General features: G+C 46.7%; 28 protein-coding genes. 25 read left to right on the forward strand and 3 right to left on the reverse strand.

Features of this window, described 5'->3' with window-relative positions:
• The first annotated feature begins 97 nt into the window (after window positions 1-97).
• The 6 genes from dpsA to rnjA all read left to right on the forward strand — a co-directional run bounded on the left by dpsA (window position 98) and on the right by rnjA (window position 6,758).
• Window positions 98-994: a dipicolinate synthase subunit DpsA gene (gene dpsA / locus FN782_RS06000; protein ID WP_142504875.1), complete on the forward strand. Its 897-nt coding sequence runs from the start codon at window positions 98-100 to the stop codon at window positions 992-994.
• Complete coding sequence (locus FN782_RS06005; RefSeq protein WP_142504876.1) at window positions 991-1,593, forward strand: dipicolinate synthase subunit B; 603 nt, start codon at window positions 991-993, stop codon at window positions 1,591-1,593. Before dpsA ends, FN782_RS06005 begins: the two co-directional genes overlap by 4 nt.
• 100 nt (window positions 1,594-1,693) lie before the next feature.
• Window positions 1,694-2,725, forward strand: coding sequence for an aspartate-semialdehyde dehydrogenase (locus FN782_RS06010; RefSeq protein ID WP_142504877.1), 1,032 nt, complete (start codon window positions 1,694-1,696; stop codon window positions 2,723-2,725).
• A 13-nt stretch (window positions 2,726-2,738) separates the two neighbouring features.
• Window positions 2,739-3,971, forward strand: a complete 1,233-nt coding sequence (gene dapG, locus FN782_RS06015) for an aspartate kinase (RefSeq protein WP_142504878.1) — start codon at window positions 2,739-2,741, stop codon at window positions 3,969-3,971.
• Window positions 3,972-4,026: 55 nt separating this feature from the next.
• On the forward strand, window positions 4,027-4,920 hold the full coding sequence (gene dapA / locus FN782_RS06020; protein ID WP_142504879.1) for a 4-hydroxy-tetrahydrodipicolinate synthase: 894 nt from the start codon (window positions 4,027-4,029) through the stop codon (window positions 4,918-4,920).
• Window positions 4,921-5,078: 158 nt separating this feature from the next.
• Window positions 5,079-6,758 (forward strand): ribonuclease J1, encoded by a 1,680-nt coding sequence (gene rnjA, locus FN782_RS06025; protein ID WP_142504880.1) that lies wholly within the window; start codon window positions 5,079-5,081, stop codon window positions 6,756-6,758.
• 107 nt (window positions 6,759-6,865) lie between these two features.
• On the opposite strand, the gene FN782_RS06030 is transcribed toward rnjA, so the two are convergent.
• The 3 genes from FN782_RS06030 to FN782_RS06040 form a co-directional block, all read right to left on the reverse strand.
• Window positions 6,866-8,008 carry a site-specific integrase gene (locus tag FN782_RS06030; RefSeq protein ID WP_142504881.1) on the reverse strand — a complete coding sequence of 381 codons (1,143 nt, stop codon included), beginning with the start codon at window positions 8,006-8,008 and terminating at the stop codon, window positions 6,866-6,868.
• A 190-nt stretch (window positions 8,009-8,198) separates the two neighbouring features.
• Window positions 8,199-8,633: an ImmA/IrrE family metallo-endopeptidase gene (locus FN782_RS17435; RefSeq protein WP_142504882.1), complete on the reverse strand. Its 435-nt coding sequence runs from the start codon at window positions 8,631-8,633 to the stop codon at window positions 8,199-8,201.
• Between the two features lie 223 nt (window positions 8,634-8,856).
• A complete protein-coding gene (locus tag FN782_RS06040) occupies window positions 8,857-9,276 on the reverse strand; it encodes a helix-turn-helix domain-containing protein (protein WP_142504883.1) in 420 nt (139 codons plus the stop codon).
• A gap of 215 nt (window positions 9,277-9,491) precedes the next feature.
• On the opposite strand from FN782_RS06040, the gene FN782_RS06045 reads away from it, so the two are divergent.
• From FN782_RS06045 to FN782_RS06120, 19 genes are all read left to right on the forward strand, one after another.
• A complete protein-coding gene (locus FN782_RS06045; protein WP_246064864.1) occupies window positions 9,492-9,758 on the forward strand; it encodes a helix-turn-helix transcriptional regulator in 267 nt (88 codons plus the stop codon).
• A gap of 11 nt (window positions 9,759-9,769) precedes the next feature.
• Window positions 9,770-10,387, forward strand: a complete 618-nt coding sequence (locus FN782_RS06050; RefSeq protein ID WP_142504884.1) for a BRO-N domain-containing protein — start codon at window positions 9,770-9,772, stop codon at window positions 10,385-10,387.
• A gap of 13 nt (window positions 10,388-10,400) precedes the next feature.
• Window positions 10,401-10,598, forward strand: coding sequence for a helix-turn-helix domain-containing protein (locus FN782_RS06055; protein ID WP_142504885.1), 198 nt, complete (start codon window positions 10,401-10,403; stop codon window positions 10,596-10,598).
• A gap of 68 nt (window positions 10,599-10,666) precedes the next feature.
• Window positions 10,667-11,206: a helix-turn-helix domain-containing protein gene (locus FN782_RS06060; RefSeq protein WP_142504886.1), complete on the forward strand. Its 540-nt coding sequence runs from the start codon at window positions 10,667-10,669 to the stop codon at window positions 11,204-11,206.
• Between the two features lie 57 nt (window positions 11,207-11,263).
• Window positions 11,264-11,488 (forward strand): hypothetical protein, encoded by a 225-nt coding sequence (locus FN782_RS06065; RefSeq protein WP_142504887.1) that lies wholly within the window; start codon window positions 11,264-11,266, stop codon window positions 11,486-11,488.
• 29 nt (window positions 11,489-11,517) lie between these two features.
• Window positions 11,518-11,754, forward strand: a complete 237-nt coding sequence (locus FN782_RS17050; protein ID WP_221930161.1) for a hypothetical protein — start codon at window positions 11,518-11,520, stop codon at window positions 11,752-11,754.
• 1 nt (window position 11,755) lies between these two features.
• Window positions 11,756-11,941, forward strand: coding sequence for a hypothetical protein (locus FN782_RS06070; protein WP_142504888.1), 186 nt, complete (start codon window positions 11,756-11,758; stop codon window positions 11,939-11,941).
• Window positions 11,938-12,753 (forward strand): hypothetical protein, encoded by an 816-nt coding sequence (locus FN782_RS06075; protein ID WP_142504889.1) that lies wholly within the window; start codon window positions 11,938-11,940, stop codon window positions 12,751-12,753. Before FN782_RS06070 ends, FN782_RS06075 begins: the two co-directional genes overlap by 4 nt.
• Entirely contained in the window at window positions 12,750-12,947 is a 198-nt protein-coding gene (locus tag FN782_RS06080) for a hypothetical protein (protein WP_142504890.1), read from the forward strand. The genes FN782_RS06075 and FN782_RS06080 overlap by 4 nt, the downstream gene beginning before the upstream one ends.
• Before the next feature lies 1 nt (window position 12,948).
• The gene (locus FN782_RS06085) at window positions 12,949-13,161 is read left to right on the forward strand and encodes a hypothetical protein (RefSeq protein ID WP_142504891.1); all 213 of its coding nucleotides are present in this window, start codon (window positions 12,949-12,951) and stop codon (window positions 13,159-13,161) included.
• 184 nt (window positions 13,162-13,345) lie between these two features.
• Window positions 13,346-14,251 (forward strand): helix-turn-helix domain-containing protein, encoded by a 906-nt coding sequence (locus tag FN782_RS06090; RefSeq protein ID WP_142504892.1) that lies wholly within the window; start codon window positions 13,346-13,348, stop codon window positions 14,249-14,251.
• 175 nt (window positions 14,252-14,426) lie between these two features.
• Complete coding sequence (locus FN782_RS06095) at window positions 14,427-14,978, forward strand: ATP-binding protein (RefSeq protein WP_185956082.1); 552 nt, start codon at window positions 14,427-14,429, stop codon at window positions 14,976-14,978.
• Complete coding sequence (locus tag FN782_RS06100; protein WP_246064865.1) at window positions 14,978-15,244, forward strand: helix-turn-helix domain containing protein; 267 nt, start codon at window positions 14,978-14,980, stop codon at window positions 15,242-15,244. Before FN782_RS06095 ends, FN782_RS06100 begins: the two co-directional genes overlap by 1 nt.
• Window positions 15,241-15,435, forward strand: coding sequence for a DNA cytosine methyltransferase (locus FN782_RS06105; protein ID WP_246064866.1), 195 nt, complete (start codon window positions 15,241-15,243; stop codon window positions 15,433-15,435). The genes FN782_RS06100 and FN782_RS06105 overlap by 4 nt, the downstream gene beginning before the upstream one ends.
• Before the next feature lie 54 nt (window positions 15,436-15,489).
• Window positions 15,490-16,314: an adenine nucleotide alpha hydrolase family protein gene (locus tag FN782_RS06110; protein WP_142504894.1), complete on the forward strand. Its 825-nt coding sequence runs from the start codon at window positions 15,490-15,492 to the stop codon at window positions 16,312-16,314.
• A gap of 11 nt (window positions 16,315-16,325) precedes the next feature.
• Entirely contained in the window at window positions 16,326-16,499 is a 174-nt protein-coding gene (locus tag FN782_RS16710) for a hypothetical protein (protein WP_185956083.1), read from the forward strand.
• Window positions 16,496-16,660 carry a hypothetical protein gene (locus FN782_RS16715; protein WP_185956084.1) on the forward strand — a complete coding sequence of 55 codons (165 nt, stop codon included), beginning with the start codon at window positions 16,496-16,498 and terminating at the stop codon, window positions 16,658-16,660. The genes FN782_RS16710 and FN782_RS16715 overlap by 4 nt, the downstream gene beginning before the upstream one ends.
• Before the next feature lie 78 nt (window positions 16,661-16,738).
• A complete protein-coding gene (locus FN782_RS06115; protein WP_142504895.1) occupies window positions 16,739-17,068 on the forward strand; it encodes a hypothetical protein in 330 nt (109 codons plus the stop codon).
• Between the two features lie 210 nt (window positions 17,069-17,278).
• Window positions 17,279-17,707 (forward strand): ArpU family phage packaging/lysis transcriptional regulator, encoded by a 429-nt coding sequence (locus FN782_RS06120; RefSeq protein WP_142504896.1) that lies wholly within the window; start codon window positions 17,279-17,281, stop codon window positions 17,705-17,707.
• Window positions 17,708-17,803 lie beyond the last annotated feature (96 nt).

The raw sequence follows: 17,803 nt of genomic DNA on the forward strand, positions 1-17,803 counted from the left end.
GTCTTTATGACATAAGATGCAGAGAAAGCGGCGACTTCCATAGAGAGATGTTTCCGTCGCCAAGGGGTACTCCTCAGAAAGGGGTCATTTGCAGAAAATGTTAAAGGGAAAACATGTGGCCTTTATCGGCGGCGATGCCAGACAGTTGGAAGTGATTAAATGTTGTATCGAGTTGCATGCAAAAGTGAGTCTTATTGGGTTTGACAATCTTCAAAGCACGTTTAACGGTGCCTCTAAGAAAGATTTAACCATGGATCTTCTAGAGACGGTAGATATGTTGATTTTGCCGATCTTAGGAACAGATGAAGAAGGGTGTATCAACAGTATTTTCACAACGGAGAAAATTGTTTTGACAGAAGAGCATATTGCTTCATTACCGACTCATGCCATGGTGTATGCAGGGATTGCCAAAACCTATTTAAAAAATATTTGTCATAAACACTCCATTCAGTTGGTGGAGCTGTTGAAACGGGATGATGTCGCCATATACAACTCCATACCCACAGTGGAAGGAGCATTGATGATGGCGATTCAACATACCGATTTCACCATACATGGCTCCACTTGTGCTGTCTTGGGGCTGGGAAGAGTGGGAATGACGCTTTGTCGCACACTGAAAGCCTTGGGTGCCCAAGTAAAAGTGGGTGTTCGATCTGCTAGTCTAATGGCAAGGGGAGTGGAAATGGGCCTTATACCTTTTTATATGGATGAACTCCCACAACAGGTAAGTGATGTAAATATTTTATTCAACACGGTTCCGGCTATGGTTGTAACGGACAAAGTATTAAACCATATGTCCTGTCACGCTGTGATTATTGATTTGGCTTCTAAACCTGGGGGTGTGGATTTTTCCTTTGCTGAAAAACGGGGGATTAAAGCGATGTTGGCTCCGAGCTTGCCGGGAATTGTTGCATCTAAGACTGCTGGGCGGATTTTGGCTCAAACGATGACTCGTCTGTTGATGAAAGAATATGAGGGGGATTCTGACCGATGAATTTGAAAGGAAAAACCATCGGATTTGGGATGTCAGGCTCTCATTGTACGCATCATGAGGTCTTGCCTCAGATGAAGCGACTGGTAGATATGGGGGCTCGAGTGATTCCGATTCTCTCCCATACAGTTCAAAGTGTGGACAGCAAGTTTGGTCAAGCGTCAGAGTGGTTGCAACAAATTCGGGAGATCACCGATGAAAAGATGATGACTTCCATACCCGAAGCAGAGCCAATCGGTCCTGGAAAGTTATTGGATTGTATGATCATCGCACCTTGTACAGGGAACAGTTTGGCAAAATTCGCCAATGCACTGACGGATAGTCCGGTTCTGATGGGGGCCAAGGCACAGCTGCGCAATCAACGGCCGGTTGTATTAGCGATATCTACAAATGATGCGCTTGGTTTTAACGCTGCCAACCTGGCCCGTCTCCTTCCGGCACAAAATGTTTACTTTGTTCCTTTTGGTCAGGATTCACCGGAAAAAAAACCGAATTCACTGGTTGCACGGATGGAGTTGATCCCCGAAACGATCGACAGAGCTATGAATAATGAACAAATTCAACCAATGATAGTTGAAAAATATCGCTATTTGACCTCATAATAGATTAAGATACAAGAAAGATACACAAAAGTTACGAAGGTCTTTTTCAACACTGGATGAAGGTCCTCGTAACTTTTGCCTACAAAGGGGAGGAACTCATATGTCTTTAAAAGAAGCAACCGTTGCAGTTTTAGGGGCAACAGGTGCTGTTGGAGAACAGATCTTGCGCAATCTTGAGAAACGTTCTTTTCCGGTAAAAGAACTTCGCCTGCTTGCATCTCCGCGTTCCGTGGGGAAGAAAATCCGTTTTAACGGTGAGGAAGTGAGTGTGCAAGAGGCGAAGCCTGAAGCGTTTGAAGGAGTGGATATTGCACTCTTCAGTGCCGGGGGGAGCGTTAGTGAATCTTTGGCTCCCGAAGCTGTGAAGCGAGGAGCAGTGGTTGTAGACAATACCAATGCCTTTCGGATGAATGCGGATGTTCCGCTGGTTGTACCGGAAGTGAATAAAGATCAAATTAAACAACACAAAGGGATTATTGCCAATCCTAATTGTTCGACGATCCAGATGGTTGTGGCGCTTAAACCGCTTTATGACCGTTTTGGCTTTGAGCGTGTCATTGTTTCCACCTATCAAGCTGTTTCCGGTTCAGGGGCAAAAGCGATTGAGGAGCTGAATAATCAATCCCGAGCCGCATTGGATGGACAGGAGATTCCAAAAGAGATTATGCCGGTGGGGAAACTGAACAAGCATTATCAGATCGCTTTTAACACCCTTCCACAGTGCGATGTGGCTCAGGAAAATGGATTCACTCTGGAAGAGATGAAAATGACACGGGAGACAAAGAAGATTTTTGGTGACGACCAAATCGGTGTGACAGCCACCTGCGTCCGGGTACCTGTTCAACGTGGTCACAGTGAATCTGTTTATGTTGAGCTGAATCGGGACTTTGATCTGGAAGAGGTCCGTCAGGCATTGCGTGAGGCGGAAGGGGTCGTTCTGGAAGATGACATTCAGAATCAAGTCTATCCGACGCCTTTGGATGCGACAGGAAGGGATGAAGTTTTTGTCGGCAGAGTTCGGAAAGACGTCGTTCATCCGCGGGGTCTCAATTTTTGGGTTGTCTCCGATAACCTCTTGAAAGGTGCCGCAACGAACGCTGTACAAATCGCTGAATATCTTGTTCAAAAATAGAAAGGAATGTTTCATGAAAATCCGAGTTCAAAAATTTGGTGGTACTTCTGTCGCTACATCGGAGCGTAGGGAACGTGTGGTTCATCATATTCGACAAGCGTTGAATGAAGGATGTAGGGTAGTCGCTGTGGTATCGGCTATGGGTCGTAAAGGAGATCCTTATGCGACGGATACCCTGTTAGACCTGGTTTCCGAAAACGGAGAATCACTTTCTTCGCGAGAGCATGATTTGTTACTCTCTTGTGGGGAAATTATTTCTGCTTCCACCCTTTCCAGTTTGTTAAACAGGGAAGGGATTCCAAATGTTGTGCTGACAGGTGGGCAAGCAGGGATTATCACAAACAACCGGCATACCAATGCCCAAATCCTTACCATTAACCCAACCCGGGTAAAGAATGAACTGGAAAAAGGGAAAGTGGTGGTTCTTGCCGGATTCCAGGGAAAGACGACTGATGGAGAGATTACTACCCTGGGGCGCGGAGGTAGTGACACTACGGCAACGGCATTGGGCGTTGCGATCGAAGCGGATATCGTGGATATTTTCACCGATGTGGAAGGGATCATGACAGCTGACCCCCGGATTGTGGAAGATGCATCTCCTTTGGATGCCGTTACCTATTCAGAAATATGTAATCTGGCATTTCAGGGGGCAAAAGTGATTCATCCCCGTGCCGTGGAACTGGCGATGCAGACCAATGTTCCGATCAGGGTACGGTCCACGATGAGTGACCACCCTGGAACCCTTGTTTCCAGCACGCATGAAAAAAATCAGTTGGCCGGGGAAGTGAGTGACCGTTTGATCACAGGGATCACTCAGGTGGCCAATGTAACCCAGATTAAGGTTCCGGCAGGGGAAGGTCAGTATGATCTTCAATTAAAGGTTTTTAAAGCGATGTCGGAAAACGACATCAGCGTTGATTTTATTAATATTAACCCAAGCGGTGTCATTTATACCGTTTTTGACCATGAAGCAGATCAGGCGGAGAAAATCCTCCGTTCGATGGATCTGACCCCCAGTTTGATGAGTGGGTGTGCCAAAGTTTCCGTGGTTGGAGCCGGGATTGCCGGTGTTCCCGGAGTGATGTCCAAGATTGCTGAAGCTTTGACGGAAGAAGATATTCCCATTTTACAATCGGCTGATTCCCATACAACCATTTGGGTACTTGTACCGGGGGAGAATATGGTTCAGGCGGTTCGCTCACTTCACCGCAAATTTGGCCTTCATAAGGTCCAGATGATGTATTGATGTAAAAACAAATTGAAAGAGATAAGATCTACAATGTTAGATCGGGACTAGGGGGATGGACACCGTGTATTTTGGTAGACTTCTAACTGCTATGATCACTCCTATGACCGAATGTGGAGCCATTGATTGGCCACGCGTTGATTCCGTCATCGAGCACCTCATTCAAAACGGCACCGAGTCCATTGTCGTTGCGGGAACGACAGGGGAATCACCAACTTTGAGCCATGAGGAAAAGCTGGAATTGTTCAGATATACCGTCCGGCAAGCAAAGGGTCGTGTTAAGGTCATTGCCGGAACGGGCAGCAATAACACAGATGTTTCCCGACAGTTGACGCGTGAGGCGGAGGAAATTGGGGTCGACGGCGTCATGCTGGTGGTTCCGTATTACAATAAACCGACGCAGGAAGGGTTGTACCAACATTTCAAGACGGTGGCTCTATCTACATCCCTCCCGGTCATGCTTTACAATATTCCCGGTCGGAGTGCCGTTAATATGAATGCAGACACAATGGTACGCCTGACTCATGATGTGGAAAACATTTCTGCCATTAAGGAATCCAGTGGAGATTTGGTTCAGGTGATGGAGCTGGTGGACCGGAAACGGAAGGATGTTGCTGTATACAGTGGAATGGATGAATTGGTCGTTCCATATCTTTCCGCCGGCAGCATCGGAGTAGTCAGTGTTGCAAGTCATGTGATCGGTCGGGAGATGAAGGAGATGATTGAGGCCTTTGTCCATGGAAACGTAGATGAGGCTGGAAAATTGCAACGTCGGTTTATTCCATTAATTCAGGCTCTTTTCATGACTTCCAGTCCGGCACCACTTAAAAATGCACTGGCTGCAATGGAGATTTGTGAAGAGCATGTCCGTCTGCCGATCGTGCCATTGAACCAAGCTGAAAAAACTTACTTGCAAACGATTCTTCAGAGCTTGCAAATTATCCATTAGGTTTGTTAAAAAGAACCGGCTCCTTTGGCGAGCCGGTTCTTTTATGGTTTTTAAACGGGTTTCTTGCAACATATCTGAGGATTCGTGTATAATAATAACAAGTGACTTGTGCGGTTTTGGGTGAACTACAACTGAATAATTCACAGGAGGAATTTTTTTTGACAAAAAACAACTCACGAAGCAAATTGTCTATTTTTGCTCTCGGTGGGTTGGACGAAATCGGGAAAAATATGTATGTGGTTCAGTACGGCGATGATATTGTTGTGATTGACGCCGGCCTGATGTTTCCGGGAGAAGAAATGCTGGGGATCGATATTGTTATTCCGGATATCACATACTTGGTTGAAAATCAGGACAAAGTGCGGGGAATTCTTTTAACGCACGGGCATGAGGATCATATCGGCGGCTTGCCTTATATCTTGAGAGAGCTGAACGTACCTATATACGGAACGAAACTGACGATGGGTCTGGTAGAACATAAGTTACGTGAAGCACACATGTTGAATCAGACCAAACGGATTGTTATTAACAGTCGGTCAGAAATAAAACTGGGATCAATGAAAGCGTCCTTCTTCAAGGTGAACCACAGCATTCCTGATGCGGTTGGAGTCTGCTTGGACACACCCGAAGGTCGTGTGGTTCATACCGGGGATTTTAAGTTTGATATGACTCCTGTCAACGGACAGGATGCAGAGATTCATAAAATGGCTGAAATCGGAAAAAGAGGAGTTTTGTGTCTCTTATCGGACAGCACCAATGCGGAGCGGCCTGGTTTCACAGGCTCAGAGCGAACAGTGGGTGAATCTCTGGAGGCTGTTTTTCGTAAGGCAAAACAACGGGTCATCGTGGCCACTTTTGCTTCCAACATTCACCGGATTCAGCAGGTAGTTGATGCGGCCAGTATGCATAACCGTAAATTGGCGGTTGTTGGGCGCAGCATGGTAAATGTTGTGAACATCGGAATGGAACTCGGTTATCTCCGGGTCCCATCGGATCTCTTGATCGATCCTGATGAGATCAATCGTCTGCCTGCTCATAAAGTGGCTGTGATGTCGACGGGAAGTCAAGGAGAGGCGATGTCTGCTCTGACTAGAATGGCAAATGGATCTCATCGAAAGATTGAGATTCTCCCCGGAGATACAGTGATATTTGCGGCCACTCCGATTCCTGGAAACGAAAGATCGGTTGCCCATACGGTTGACCAGCTCTTCCGGGTCGGGGCCAATGTGGTATACAGCGCCGGTACCCAGCACGGTGTTCATGTATCTGGCCATGGTTCCCAGGAAGATCTGAAACTCATGCTCAATTTAATCAAGCCGAAATATTTTATCCCGATTCATGGTGAGCATCGTATGTTACGTGCTCATGGCCAACTCGCCGAATCTGTCGGTATACGCCCAGAGAATATATTTATCTGCGACAATGGGGACCTTGTGGAGTTCTCCAGTGGAAAAGCACGATACGGGTCCAAGATTCAGACCGGAAAAGTCCTGATTGATGGATTAGGTGTCGGAGATGTTGGAAATATTGTTCTTCGTGACCGTAAGCTCTTGTCTCAGGACGGGATTCTGGTGGTTGTAGTTACCCTTGCAAAAAATAATGGCAAAGTTTTGTCGGGGCCCGATATCATTTCCCGCGGATTCGTCTATGTACGCGAATCAGAGAAATTGCTGGAGGAAGCCAACCGCATTGTCACCCAAACAATGGAAAAATGTGCAAGTGAACAAGTAAGTGAATGGGCGTCACTAAAGACAAGCATCCGTGATGCTCTCAGCAAGTTTCTGTATGAAAAAACGAAACGTCGCCCTATGATTCTGCCGATTATTATGGAAGTATGATCACACGTGATTTATCTGATACCGCAACCCCTTTAATATCAAGGGTTTGCGGTTTTATATTGCCTTTGTAAAAGAGAAATGGTCACATTTTGGTCACCTTTATCATACTAAAGCGTGTTTTCGGATGATTTTTGGTTCTTTTTCATAGCCAAATCGAATTTCTCTGCAAGACTTTTTTGCATGTCTGGAAGGACATGAGAATAGGTGTCTAAGGTGATGGTTACCGATGAATGTCCGAGTCGTTCTGATACGACTTTGGGATTTTCTCCAAGTTGAAGGAGCATGGTTGCGTGAGTGTGTCGTAGATCATGGAAGGAAATAGGGCGGAAATTGTGTTTTTTGATTGCCCGTTTCAAATCTCTGTTAATATCCTGTGGATGAATGGGAGTACCATGAGTGTGACATACAATTAACCCGTGGTCTTGATATCCAGAACCCAATTGAAGTTTAATGTGGTTTTGTTTTCTCTTATGTTTTTTAAGGCATTTGATTAAATAGTCAGAAATGGAGATGGTGCGCCGAGATCCTCGTGTTTTTGGTTCCTGAAATATCAATCCCCCTTTCGTGTGATATAGGGTTTGTCGTACACTGATTTGACCCTTGTCTAAGTCACAGTCCTGCCACCGGAGAGCCAGAATTTCCCCTTTCCTCATTCCAGTATAGATGGCGAGAGCATAAGCAATAAATGTACTTCTATCCTTCACTAAAGAGAGAAAACGAGTTGCTTCTTCCATTGACCAGATATTAATTTCTCGGCGAGTGACTCGTGGAAGTTTGATTAAGGTGGCGACATTTTTGGAGATATAATCCCACTCGGTCGCTGTCTTTAAGGTTTTGCCGATTATGGCATGGATACCACGAATATAGCTTGCAGAATATCCTTGTTCTATCATTTCATTATAAAATCTTTGAAGGATCATTGGTGTTATTTTTGCTAGTTGGAGATTCCCCAACTTAGGCAGAATGTGTTTATTGACCAGGGACATTTGATTATAAAAAGTGGTTCGGCGAATTGTGTGTTTGACGTGGTTTTCAAAATAGTCCACCATGAACTCCTCTAAGGTAACTTTTTTCGGCTCTTTGTATCCTTCAGATTCGATTTGTGCGATGAGCTCTGCGCAGGCTTTTTCGGCTTCTTTTTTTGTCTTAAAACCACCTACCTTTTTCTGTTTGCGTTTCCCCCGTTCATCCTTCCCGATATCCAGCGTAAAGTACCAAGTTTTTCCTCGCTTTCGGAAGTGTCCTTTCATATACCTTCCTCCTATGCACCAAGGATTTGTTGAGTCTGCTCCTGTTTCCGATAGTCAGATAGACACTTCCATGAACAGAAATGTCTATCAGCAAATTTTTCATGGGAAGAACGTTCAATCACGGTTATCCATGTTTGAGATAGGGTACTGTAGCTTGTCTCTATTTTACAATGGTCACAGATGATTTTGATCATGATGCAGCCTCCACTTTGATCATTTGTAAGCGAAAATGAACCATTTCTTCCGTAACACAAAAGTGTTCGGCCAATTCTGGGCAACGCATGCCTTCATGAATAGATTGTATAAGCTTGTCCATAGGGAGAAGATATCTTGCTGCCCAGCGGAGGGCTCGATGTTCGTCTTTGCTCAGCTTAACCCGACCACGGTATAACACATGAGAGATCGGGACACCAAACCCGGCTGAGGTGTAGTAGTGTCCTAATTCCTCAGCCAACACACATCGCAGGAGAGGAAGATCTTTTTGCAATGATTTTGATATTACGATATATGGTGATTCTTCGAAAACTGTAAAATAAGCATGGATACGATGTCTTAAGTCGCTAAACATGACTTGAATACCTTCTTGGGCGGCTCTGTTGATCAGTTTGTGAAGTATTCTGACCACCTACCTAATAAGAAGCCTGCTCCAATTATCAGAAGCAGGTTTTTTGTTACCTATTTATTTTATTCGAATAGGAACATGCGTTTGTGTCCATTTTTACATAATTTTTTTTAATAACTTCATGTCGATTTTCTAAATCATCTACTCGTTTTTCCAGAGAGTTTACCTTTGTCTCGATCTTATCCAGCCTTTTGTTGACTTTATCAAAACCCTGCTTCATTCCCATTTATTCTTTTTGATTTTCCTTTTCACGTTTCCTTCTAATGACATCCCTTTTTACTTCAAGAAGCGACATGATGAGCTCGTCCACTTCCTCACTGGTCAAGTCGTCAAAGTAGTCCCCGGATCGGTTGAAGTACAAATCTTTGAAATCGTTTTCCTTGATGAACCGGGCAAGGCGTTCCATCGGTGGAAGGTCTTCTAGGTGGGTGGGGTATCCGGTGGGATCGTCGGTTCTTCCAAGTAAATAATCTATGGAGACATTAAAGAGATTAGCTATTGCTATTAAGGTTTCTTCGCGAGGAATTTTTCTGTCTGCTTCATAATTTGCAACTGTAGATCTGGAGATTTTAAGTTTATTTGCAAGATCTTGCTGAGTCCAGCCTCTCTGTTTTCTAAGTTCAATTAGACGTTTGGAAAAAAACAATCTACTCACCACCTTGAAGGGTTAGTAGCAAGTTACTTACCAATTAACTTAATAAGTTACTTACTGTAACTTATTATAACTCATATGTTCCCAATGGAAACGTTTCTTTTGGGGACTTTTTTTACAAAAATCTATTGACATTGTTTCTTTTGGTAACATATAATGAAAATGTCCCTAAAGGAAACATGATTAACAAACTGAAAGGAGTGATTTAGTTGAGTCATCAAAAAAGGTTTAATCTGGAAAGACGACGTAAAAAAATTGGTTTTTCACATCAAGAAATTGCTGATTTAGCAAAGATATCAAGAGCTTACTATACCAACATTGAAACTGGGAGGAAAAATCCTTCCCTTGAAGTAGCAAAGCGAATTGCTGATGCACTGCATTCAGATATGGATATTTTTTTTCAAAGAAGTGTTTCTTTTAGGGACAAAAATAATACTCAACAAGGGTTAGATTCTACTGAAACTCAAGCTGTGTAGGAGGTGTAACAATGGACATCAAGATCGAGAAATGGAACGATCACGAAATTCGATTCATCTGGCACAACGGTGAATGGTGGGCAGTCGCAAAGGATGTTGCAAAGGCACTGGATTATAAACATGCACCTCATATGGCACGGATGCTTAACCCAGAGGAAAAGGATGTCCGTAATGTGGACACCCTTGGCGGAGCCCAAAAAATGACGATCATTTCCGAAACAGGTATCTATGAAGCTATTTTCAACAGTCGTAAGAAAGAAGCCAAAGAATTTAAGACCTGGGTGAAGCAAATCCTCAAAGAACTTCGCCAACAAGCCGGATTAGAAGGTTTCCAAGTTTTCCGCATGCTGGACAAGGAGCATCAGCAAAAAGCAATGGGTGTGATCAAAGAAACTCTAGGAGTTCAAGCGGACAAAAAACACTTTATCAAAGCAAACACTGTCGCAAACAAAGCCGTATCAAGCAAACATGGGTACCCCAAGATGGTGCCAAAACCGGAAATGACACCAGAGATGCTAAAGGATCGGCAACCCATTTTGGAAGAGGCGGCGCAGTTAACGGCGGTAAAGGAAGCTTACGGACTTGATTTCTCCGTATCCAAGGCGATCTACAAAAAACACTGCAAATAGGGAGGCAACCAACATGACCCGTGAAGACTACCCGCTGATTCTCAAAGCTGAACATGTTGCTGAGATCCTCGGAATCTCCAAGCGTAAAGCATACGAAGTGATGGATTACACCGATTTCCCACTTGTGCGAGTGGGACGATCCAAACGCGTGGGCCGGGATGCATTTTTTAAATGGATCGAGAGACAGTCAGAAATGTCATCCGTTGGTTAAACCGTAACACACGGGGTTGTGACGTAGAACCCTGTCAATGACACAAAAGACAAAAGGAGGAATGAAAAATGACACTTGGAGTTGTTCAGAAGGAATCAAGGAGTGAGGCTGGTGTCACTCAGCAGGAGCTGGGTGAGGAATTGAACCTGAGCCGGTCGATGATATCGGAAATTGAAGCAGGTAGGCGGAAGATGCCCAGAGACGTTGTGAGGAAGGCGACAGAGGTATTGGATGATGGGTTCTACGCAATGGCAGCTGCCCAAGAGGTCTTGGGAGAAGGGTGGATACCAAAGCTTAACAACGTCGACCTTCACCGGTCGGCGGTCCGAGAAAAAGCATTGGAGGAACTGCAGGAAGCCATGGACCAAATCACGGCCACCAGCTCCGTGAACCGACCGGAGCCGGGAAAACATGACGATCTGAAAGCAGTACTCATCGAATGTATTGATGCCATTGTCTGTTTGAGTCACTTTGTTGCCGTCTATTGCAAGGAATACGGTCTGAGCTGGTTTGGCTTGTGGCGGGAACACCGTCGAAAGATGGTGGAACGGGGCTATATCAAAAAGAAAAGCGCCCCACTTGGGAGCGCCGACCAGGTCCAGAAATGATTATATCATACCAAACATATTTTCGGTAGGCATCCCAATCAAAATGGAGGGAGAAAAGTGAAAACATACCCAATCCAACTCACACTTGGGCAGATCGACATCTTATACGAGGTGTCCAAGTTGGAAATCGCAGAGCTGAAGGACCAGCAAAAAAAGGCGCTGGCTCAAGGGGTTAGCTGTTGGGGACCGGAGCAAATGGAACGGCTCCAACAGTGGACTGAAATACAGACTATATTGGTTGAAATGTGGCACGAGGCTTTCCGGAAAGAAATCGCTCCCTGATCCGAAGCCCTTGAAAGGAGGTGAAACAATTGAACGTCAAGGTCGGTGATTGGCTAAAACTGAGCTGGTCAGAGAGGATGAACCGCCTATATAGGGTCAGTCAATCACAATTTGATCAACGCCTGCGGAAGGGGGTGAAAAACGGTGATTGGAAGCCCAGTCACACTGGCTCCGATGCTGGAGAATACAAAAAAAGCCACGCACAAAGCGGGCTAACACAAAAAACTGAATTATCTTCAATGATACCACAACCATGGGGGAATTGAAATGAATATTCGGGTTGTCACTGAAATGATGGGCGGGAGTATGAGCCAAGCGTTTTCTGATCTGAAAAAGGCTCAGGAATATTTTGAACAGGAGAAAAAACGTGTTGATTCCAGCACCAACATCTTTTGGACAGAAATGGTGGTCGTTGCCGACAGCTACACAGGGTCCGGGGAGGGAGCACGGTGAACAAAAACGAGGTGCAAGCGATGGAGCAACAGCCGGGGTTGATTACTCCGGCAGGCTCCTTGGATCAGACAGTGGAACAATTCCGGATCTATCAGCAGATGAAAAACAAACTTGGGACACGTGATGATTTCCAAGCGATCCGTACCAAAGAAGGTGTAAAAAACCACCCAAAAAAGTCGTTTGTCCGCAAGGTTCAAAGATTTTTCAACCTCTCATGCGAGATCGTCCAAGACGAACCGCTCCGGGATTCGGACGGCAATGTCATCGCATGGTTGGCAAAGGCACGGGCGATCCATTTGGGGACGGGAGCTTTCCAGGAAGCGGACGGTTCTTGCGCCTTCGATGAAAAGGTAGACAAACGTGGGGAGCTGGACCCTAAACGAGCAACGATCCATAACATCCGGTCCCACGCCGTGACACGGGCAAAGAACCGCGCCATTTTGGACTTGGTTGGTTTCGGGGAAGTTTCCGCCGAGGAGATGACCGACAACGAATACGATGTACCGCAACAAAGCCAGCAGTGGAAGAGTAACGGAGACGCTAAAGCTACAGAAAAGCAGATTTCCAAGATACATGTTGTAGCCAACAAAAAAGGACTAGATAAATCGGAAGTAAAGCAGCTAATTCGCTACCTTTCTAAGGGAGAGAAGGAAAGCACAAAGGATCTCAAGCGGGATCAGGCCAGCTATATCATTGATCTCATGGAGAAAACGGACGTGGAAGAAATTCGAAAGATGATCTCCCCAGTGGCGGCAGTGATTGAAAATCACGTCCCTACAGATGAAGACCTGAAGGAACTGGATTCAGTATGAAGGGCATTCATGTCGACGATTGGGGAGGAATGATCATCGCCCGCCACGCTGGGCGGGTGATCATGTCGACCCCGAACGGGGACGGAAAATGGAACCTTCACCGACCGAACGAACAAAACAATCCGATCCTGGTCGGGTTGTCTAAGGGACAAGCAAAACGGGCAGTACGAGAATACTTTCAGGAGGTTGAGTGACATGATCCATTTCTGGCAATTGACACCGGATCATGAGGCGGAGGCGGATCTAAAAGCCCATCGGGAACTGCTGTCTGAGGCAGAGAAGGCGCTGAGGTGGGCTGAGCACATCGGGGATGAGCGAAAGGTCATCCAGTGGCTTCAGGAAGTGGAGTTTCGGCGGGATGAGATCCGGCGCTTGGAGGCGTTGTTGGAGCGGAAGCGGTCGGCATAGATGAGGCCAGCCGGAGACTGACCGAGATGGTACAGGATGGCCGGGTGGCCACGGTCGGGAAGCGGACATGCAGTGTATCAGGGAAGAAATGCGCGGTGTATGTGGTGGTTGATGAGGAGCCAGCGCAGGGACAACTAGAGTTATAGGGGCGGCGCGGGGCCGTCCCCCCTAAGGGGGTGGGAGAGTGGCAGAAAACAATAGTTTCCCGTTTCCAACCTATTCGGGACTACTAACACCGGAACACAGGAAGAATATCGGCCCAGCCCTGTGGGAGTTCCTTTGGTGCATTAGCAAGACCACCAAAGAACGGGCGGGAGATGGCGAAAAACAAGGGATCGTTTTAGGTGGGAAACCTATCAAACACTCAGAAATAGCCGAGGATCTTGGAGTGAGTGCGATAACGGTTCAGCGTAACATGAACCGGCTGAAGAAATACGGCTATATCGAAACAAAGCGGGCACCGTATGGGGAGATTATAACGGTCCGTAACTCCAAGAAATTCAGATACATCAAAAATGATAACTCTAAAAGAGATACATCAAATGTGATAACTCCAGACACATCAGAAATGATAGATCCAGAGACATCACAAACGACAGATCTATCACAAACGACAACTCCAGATACATCACATATGAGTGAGAGATCTATCAAAAATGATATATGCAATAAAGATATACAGGATAAACAATCTAATGATTGGTTGATCGATAGAGACCCCACCCCAGAAGAACAAGATTGTATAGAAATCGAAAAGCACTATCTAAACAGGAAGGGGAACCCCGGATTCAACGTAAGCACTAAAGAGTATCAATCGATTCTCACCCTTGTAAGAGAAGGGATTCCGAAAGCAGATATATTGGCAGGCATTGATTCGGCTTTTGACTACAAAGAAAAGAAAAAGGAAGACATCAATTCATTTGCCTACTGTGCGAAAGTGGCACGACGATTGTATCAGCAAAAGATGAAACGGAGTGAATCACATGCAACACATGGGAACGTACATGGACGAAATCAAAAGAAGGATCAACTTGATCCGGCAAGATATACAAAATACTTCCCAGGACTCAAACGAGTCCCGAAGGTTTAAATGCGAAAAGTGTAAGGATTCGGAATGGATCTGGACGGGGTGGGAGGCAGCCCGCCCCTGTGAATGTCAGGAAAGACGGAAATACGAACGCCGGATGAGTTATGCCATGATCCCCGACGACTTCAAAGAGGCGACTCTAGAAAGTTATGTTCTAAAAAACAAGATGCAATGGTCGATGTTCGATCACATTTCCAACTATGTCTATAACTTTGACACGATCCAGAAGAGCCAAAAAAACAGCCTAGGGTTCATTGCTGAGTATGGTGAAACCCGGTTGAGTGAGATGGGGAAGTCGAAACACGCTCCGGAATATAACTCCTATGGTCTAGGCAAGACACATCTGAAGATCGGAGCTGCAAAATGGCTGATCGATAAGGGGCATACTGTGATGATTGTCAAGGATGTTTCACTGATGGATGAACTGACCAATGCCCGACGGATGGACGACGGCGGGGAGGAATACAAGCGGATTCTTTCCCGGATCATCGATGTCCCCGTCCTGATTTGGGATGACCTAGGGAAATCAAACCCGACAAAAGCGAAGGAACGGATCTATTTCAATATCTTCGATGAGCGGAGTCAAAAGAGAAGACCAGTCATATTCAGCAGTAACGAGGATGTAGAAACTCTGTCGGATCGGATTGGAGGAGCCGCTTGGAGTCGCTTGTATGGAATGAGTGACATTATAGCGGTCGCCGGACAGGACTATAGGCTGGTGAGCGCATGATGGGACGACCTGCGACAGTTACACCTCTCTCTATTAGACGCCGGAAAATTTATATCGCCTTGGAGGATCTGGACTTCATCTGGGACGAGGACGAGATCCCGGACATTGAGCGGATGTGGAACCAGGGTTTCTCTCTCTGGGACATCGCCCATGCGTGTGAGAGAGACGAGCTGGAAGTGTTGCTACTTATCATGGATCGGGAACGGCAAGGCAGCATTTCGCCACGGAAAAACGGGTTATTCAGGGGGGAGGAGAAACAAACATGAAACTTTTCCAGATGCAGCGAAAACTTGATGACCGGATCATCAACGAGCAGCAGATAACCGTCGGTAGTCTTTTCAGCGGCATCGGGGGAATGGATTTAGCCGCTGAATGGGCTGGGATGAAAATAATTTGGCAGTGCGAGATTGATCCGTATTGCAGAAAAGTCTTGGAAAGACATTGGCCGGGAGATTGAGATGACCGAATCAGAGGCGGAGTACATCCTGGAGCGGATGAAGGAGGAGATAACGTGGAAGAATTGCACGTCATTAGCTTAGGTGCAGGGGTCCAGAGTACTACCATGCTACTCATGGCTGCTCACGGAGAGATTGAGCCAAAGCCGAAATACGCGATCTTCGCCGATACGGGATGGGAACCGAAACGGGTGTATGAACATCTGGAATGGTTGGCCGAAGAGGCGGGGCGGTACGGGATTGAAGTCATCCGGGTATCCAATGGCAATATCCGCGACGACATGCACCGAGCAGTAGAAGAAGGTACCCGGTTTGCTTCCCTCCCATTCTTTCTCCCATTCTTTCTGGGGAACGGAGAGATCCACAACCCTAGAAACGAGGGCAAGGCATGGCGGCAGTGTACGGCGGAATACAAACTCGTTCCCGTCCAACGCGAGATCCGGCGGCTGGCCGGGTATAAAGGCACTCCAAGAAAGAAAATCGCTACCGTCTGGATCGGGATTAGTTGGGACGAGATGATGAGGGCGAAACCATCCAAGGTCAAGTGGCTGGAGAACCGCCACCCTCTATTAGAAAAGAACATGGACCGTTTCAACTGTATGAGATGGCTTCAAAACAAGAGCTATCCTATCCCGCCAAAATCTAGCTGCATCGGATGCCCGTTCCACGACAATGTCATGTGGTTGGACATGAAACGGAACTACCCAGAGGAGTGGGAGGAGGCGGTTGAGTTTGACCGGGCAGTCCGGCACCTTCCCCGGTTTAAGAAAAAGCCGTATCTTCACCGGTCATGCAAGCCATTGGACGAGGTGAATTTGGGAGAGGATCAGGGAGAGCTAGACCTATTTATCAACGAGTGCGAAGGATACTGCGGTGTATAGGGGGCGAGAGGATGAACGCACTGAAGCAACAGACGGCGATTCGTTGGGTGGTGGATAGAAATGGCCAGGTGGTATACAGAGACGACGGCACGGCGGCGGTAGAGTTGCGGGGCGTACGTGGGACCGGGTTGTGTCCGGTTCGGGCGTTGAGAGATTGGGAGAAACAGAGGAGGCGAGCGCGGTGAGCATGGAGGGGATGAGTAAACGCGACGAACTGCTGAAACGGCTGAGCAAGTTCCGAACGGTTCCGGGGCACGGGCCGGACATTGACGAGGCAACGGATGAGGAATTGGAGCTGTTTGTTTCGATACTTGAACACATGTCCGAAAAAGGGAGAGAGGCATGAAACCCGTTCTATTGGCACTTTTCCTATCGGCGGTCGTTTGGTTGTACATGTTTGCGCCGCCGCCCCCTAGATGGCCGGATGAGGAAGAAGAGGAGTCAGAGTGATGAAAATGGAGCAAAAGGAGAAGATGGTGCCGGAGCTTCGATGCGAATTGTGCGGCGAGGATCGGCGGGACTATCTGGCTCAGGGCCAGCACAGACGGACGGGAAAACGATTCTATTTTTGCCGCCAGTGCGGGAACCGATGGGAGGTGGAGGAATGATCTGGTGGAACCTGTTGGGCGCGGCACTGGATGTAGCGTTGTTCTCCTTGATGGCGACCGCTGCGGTGGCGCTTGGTAGCGGTATCGGGCTGGCCTACTGCTATCTGGCTGAGAAAAAGCAGAAAAACGAGGAGGCGATGAAATGATGAAACGGGGGCCAGTCATGACGATCCGGCGGGGAGAGGGAACCACAAAAATGAACCGGGAGGGATGAGGATGGGGGTTCAGGTATCGGATGACCATTGCAGGGGGTGCCTGTGGCTACTGGACGGTGGTGCATGCGCATTCCATCGGTGCGTGAAGGAGTACGGTTGGAAGACTGACAGAAAGTAGAAACATTCAAAGGGGTGTGGGAGATGGGTACAGCACTGAAGGAGAAAACCAAGTACAAAAAGCCCACCTATCGAAAAGAGGTGGAGCGGGTCCTGAAGGAATATCCAATCTTGAAAGTAGCAGTAGAAACGGAACAGGAAGCGGAGAAAGTGTACCCTTCCTGCACTCTGTCGTATGAGGAAAGAGTGAACGGAGGATATAGCGAATATCAGTCTTCAACCGAGAAATTCGGAATTAGGCGGGCTAACAAATGCCTGAAGGTGAAGCGGATCGAGAAGGCATTGACAGTTTTGGATCTGGATGAACGTTTCATCATTGATGAGCGATATTTGAAACTGAACTGGGTTACAGATATTCAGGTGTATACTCAATTGGGATGGAGTGAGCGAAATTACTATAGAATCAAAGAAAGAGCCTTATGGAAATTAGCCGTTGCACTGAATATACTCTAATTTGGCAGGATTGTGGCAGAATTTACGGCAGGATTTGTACAAAAAACCGGGTTACTATGGTAGTGGCAGGTTATGGCTCAATTGCACCCACACGGT

The sequence above is a fragment of the Melghirimyces algeriensis genome, assembly GCF_900182565.1.
In the GTDB taxonomy this organism is placed as follows: Bacteria; Bacillota; Bacilli; order Thermoactinomycetales; family DSM-45169; genus Melghirimyces; species Melghirimyces algeriensis.

Excerpts from the sequence above, each read along its gene's own strand:
- dpsA (WP_142504875.1), top strand. The coding sequence starts at position 98 with ATGTTAAAGGGAAAACATGTGGCCTTTATCGGCGGCGATGCCAGACAG.
- FN782_RS06005 (WP_142504876.1), top strand. The coding sequence starts at position 991 with ATGAATTTGAAAGGAAAAACCATCGGATTTGGGATGTCAGGCTCTCAT.
- FN782_RS06010 (WP_142504877.1), top strand. The coding sequence starts at position 1,694 with ATGTCTTTAAAAGAAGCAACCGTTGCAGTTTTAGGGGCAACAGGTGCT.
- dapG (WP_142504878.1), top strand. The coding sequence starts at position 2,739 with ATGAAAATCCGAGTTCAAAAATTTGGTGGTACTTCTGTCGCTACATCG.
- dapA (WP_142504879.1), top strand. The coding sequence starts at position 4,027 with ATGGACACCGTGTATTTTGGTAGACTTCTAACTGCTATGATCACTCCT.
- FN782_RS06030 (WP_142504881.1), bottom strand. The coding sequence starts at position 8,008 with ATGAAAGGACACTTCCGAAAGCGAGGAAAAACTTGGTACTTTACGCTG.
- FN782_RS06050 (WP_142504884.1), top strand. The coding sequence starts at position 9,770 with ATGGACATCAAGATCGAGAAATGGAACGATCACGAAATTCGATTCATC.
- FN782_RS06055 (WP_142504885.1), top strand. The coding sequence starts at position 10,401 with ATGACCCGTGAAGACTACCCGCTGATTCTCAAAGCTGAACATGTTGCT.
- FN782_RS06060 (WP_142504886.1), top strand. The coding sequence starts at position 10,667 with ATGACACTTGGAGTTGTTCAGAAGGAATCAAGGAGTGAGGCTGGTGTC.
- FN782_RS06070 (WP_142504888.1), top strand. The coding sequence starts at position 11,756 with ATGAATATTCGGGTTGTCACTGAAATGATGGGCGGGAGTATGAGCCAA.
- FN782_RS06080 (WP_142504890.1), top strand. The coding sequence starts at position 12,750 with ATGAAGGGCATTCATGTCGACGATTGGGGAGGAATGATCATCGCCCGC.
- FN782_RS06085 (WP_142504891.1), top strand. The coding sequence starts at position 12,949 with ATGATCCATTTCTGGCAATTGACACCGGATCATGAGGCGGAGGCGGAT.
- FN782_RS06095 (WP_185956082.1), top strand. The coding sequence starts at position 14,427 with ATGTTCGATCACATTTCCAACTATGTCTATAACTTTGACACGATCCAG.
- FN782_RS06100 (WP_246064865.1), top strand. The coding sequence starts at position 14,978 with ATGGGACGACCTGCGACAGTTACACCTCTCTCTATTAGACGCCGGAAA.
- FN782_RS06105 (WP_246064866.1), top strand. The coding sequence starts at position 15,241 with ATGAAACTTTTCCAGATGCAGCGAAAACTTGATGACCGGATCATCAAC.
- FN782_RS16710 (WP_185956083.1), top strand. The coding sequence starts at position 16,326 with ATGAACGCACTGAAGCAACAGACGGCGATTCGTTGGGTGGTGGATAGA.
- FN782_RS06115 (WP_142504895.1), top strand. The coding sequence starts at position 16,739 with ATGAGGAAGAAGAGGAGTCAGAGTGATGAAAATGGAGCAAAAGGAGAA.
- FN782_RS06120 (WP_142504896.1), top strand. The coding sequence starts at position 17,279 with ATGGGTACAGCACTGAAGGAGAAAACCAAGTACAAAAAGCCCACCTAT.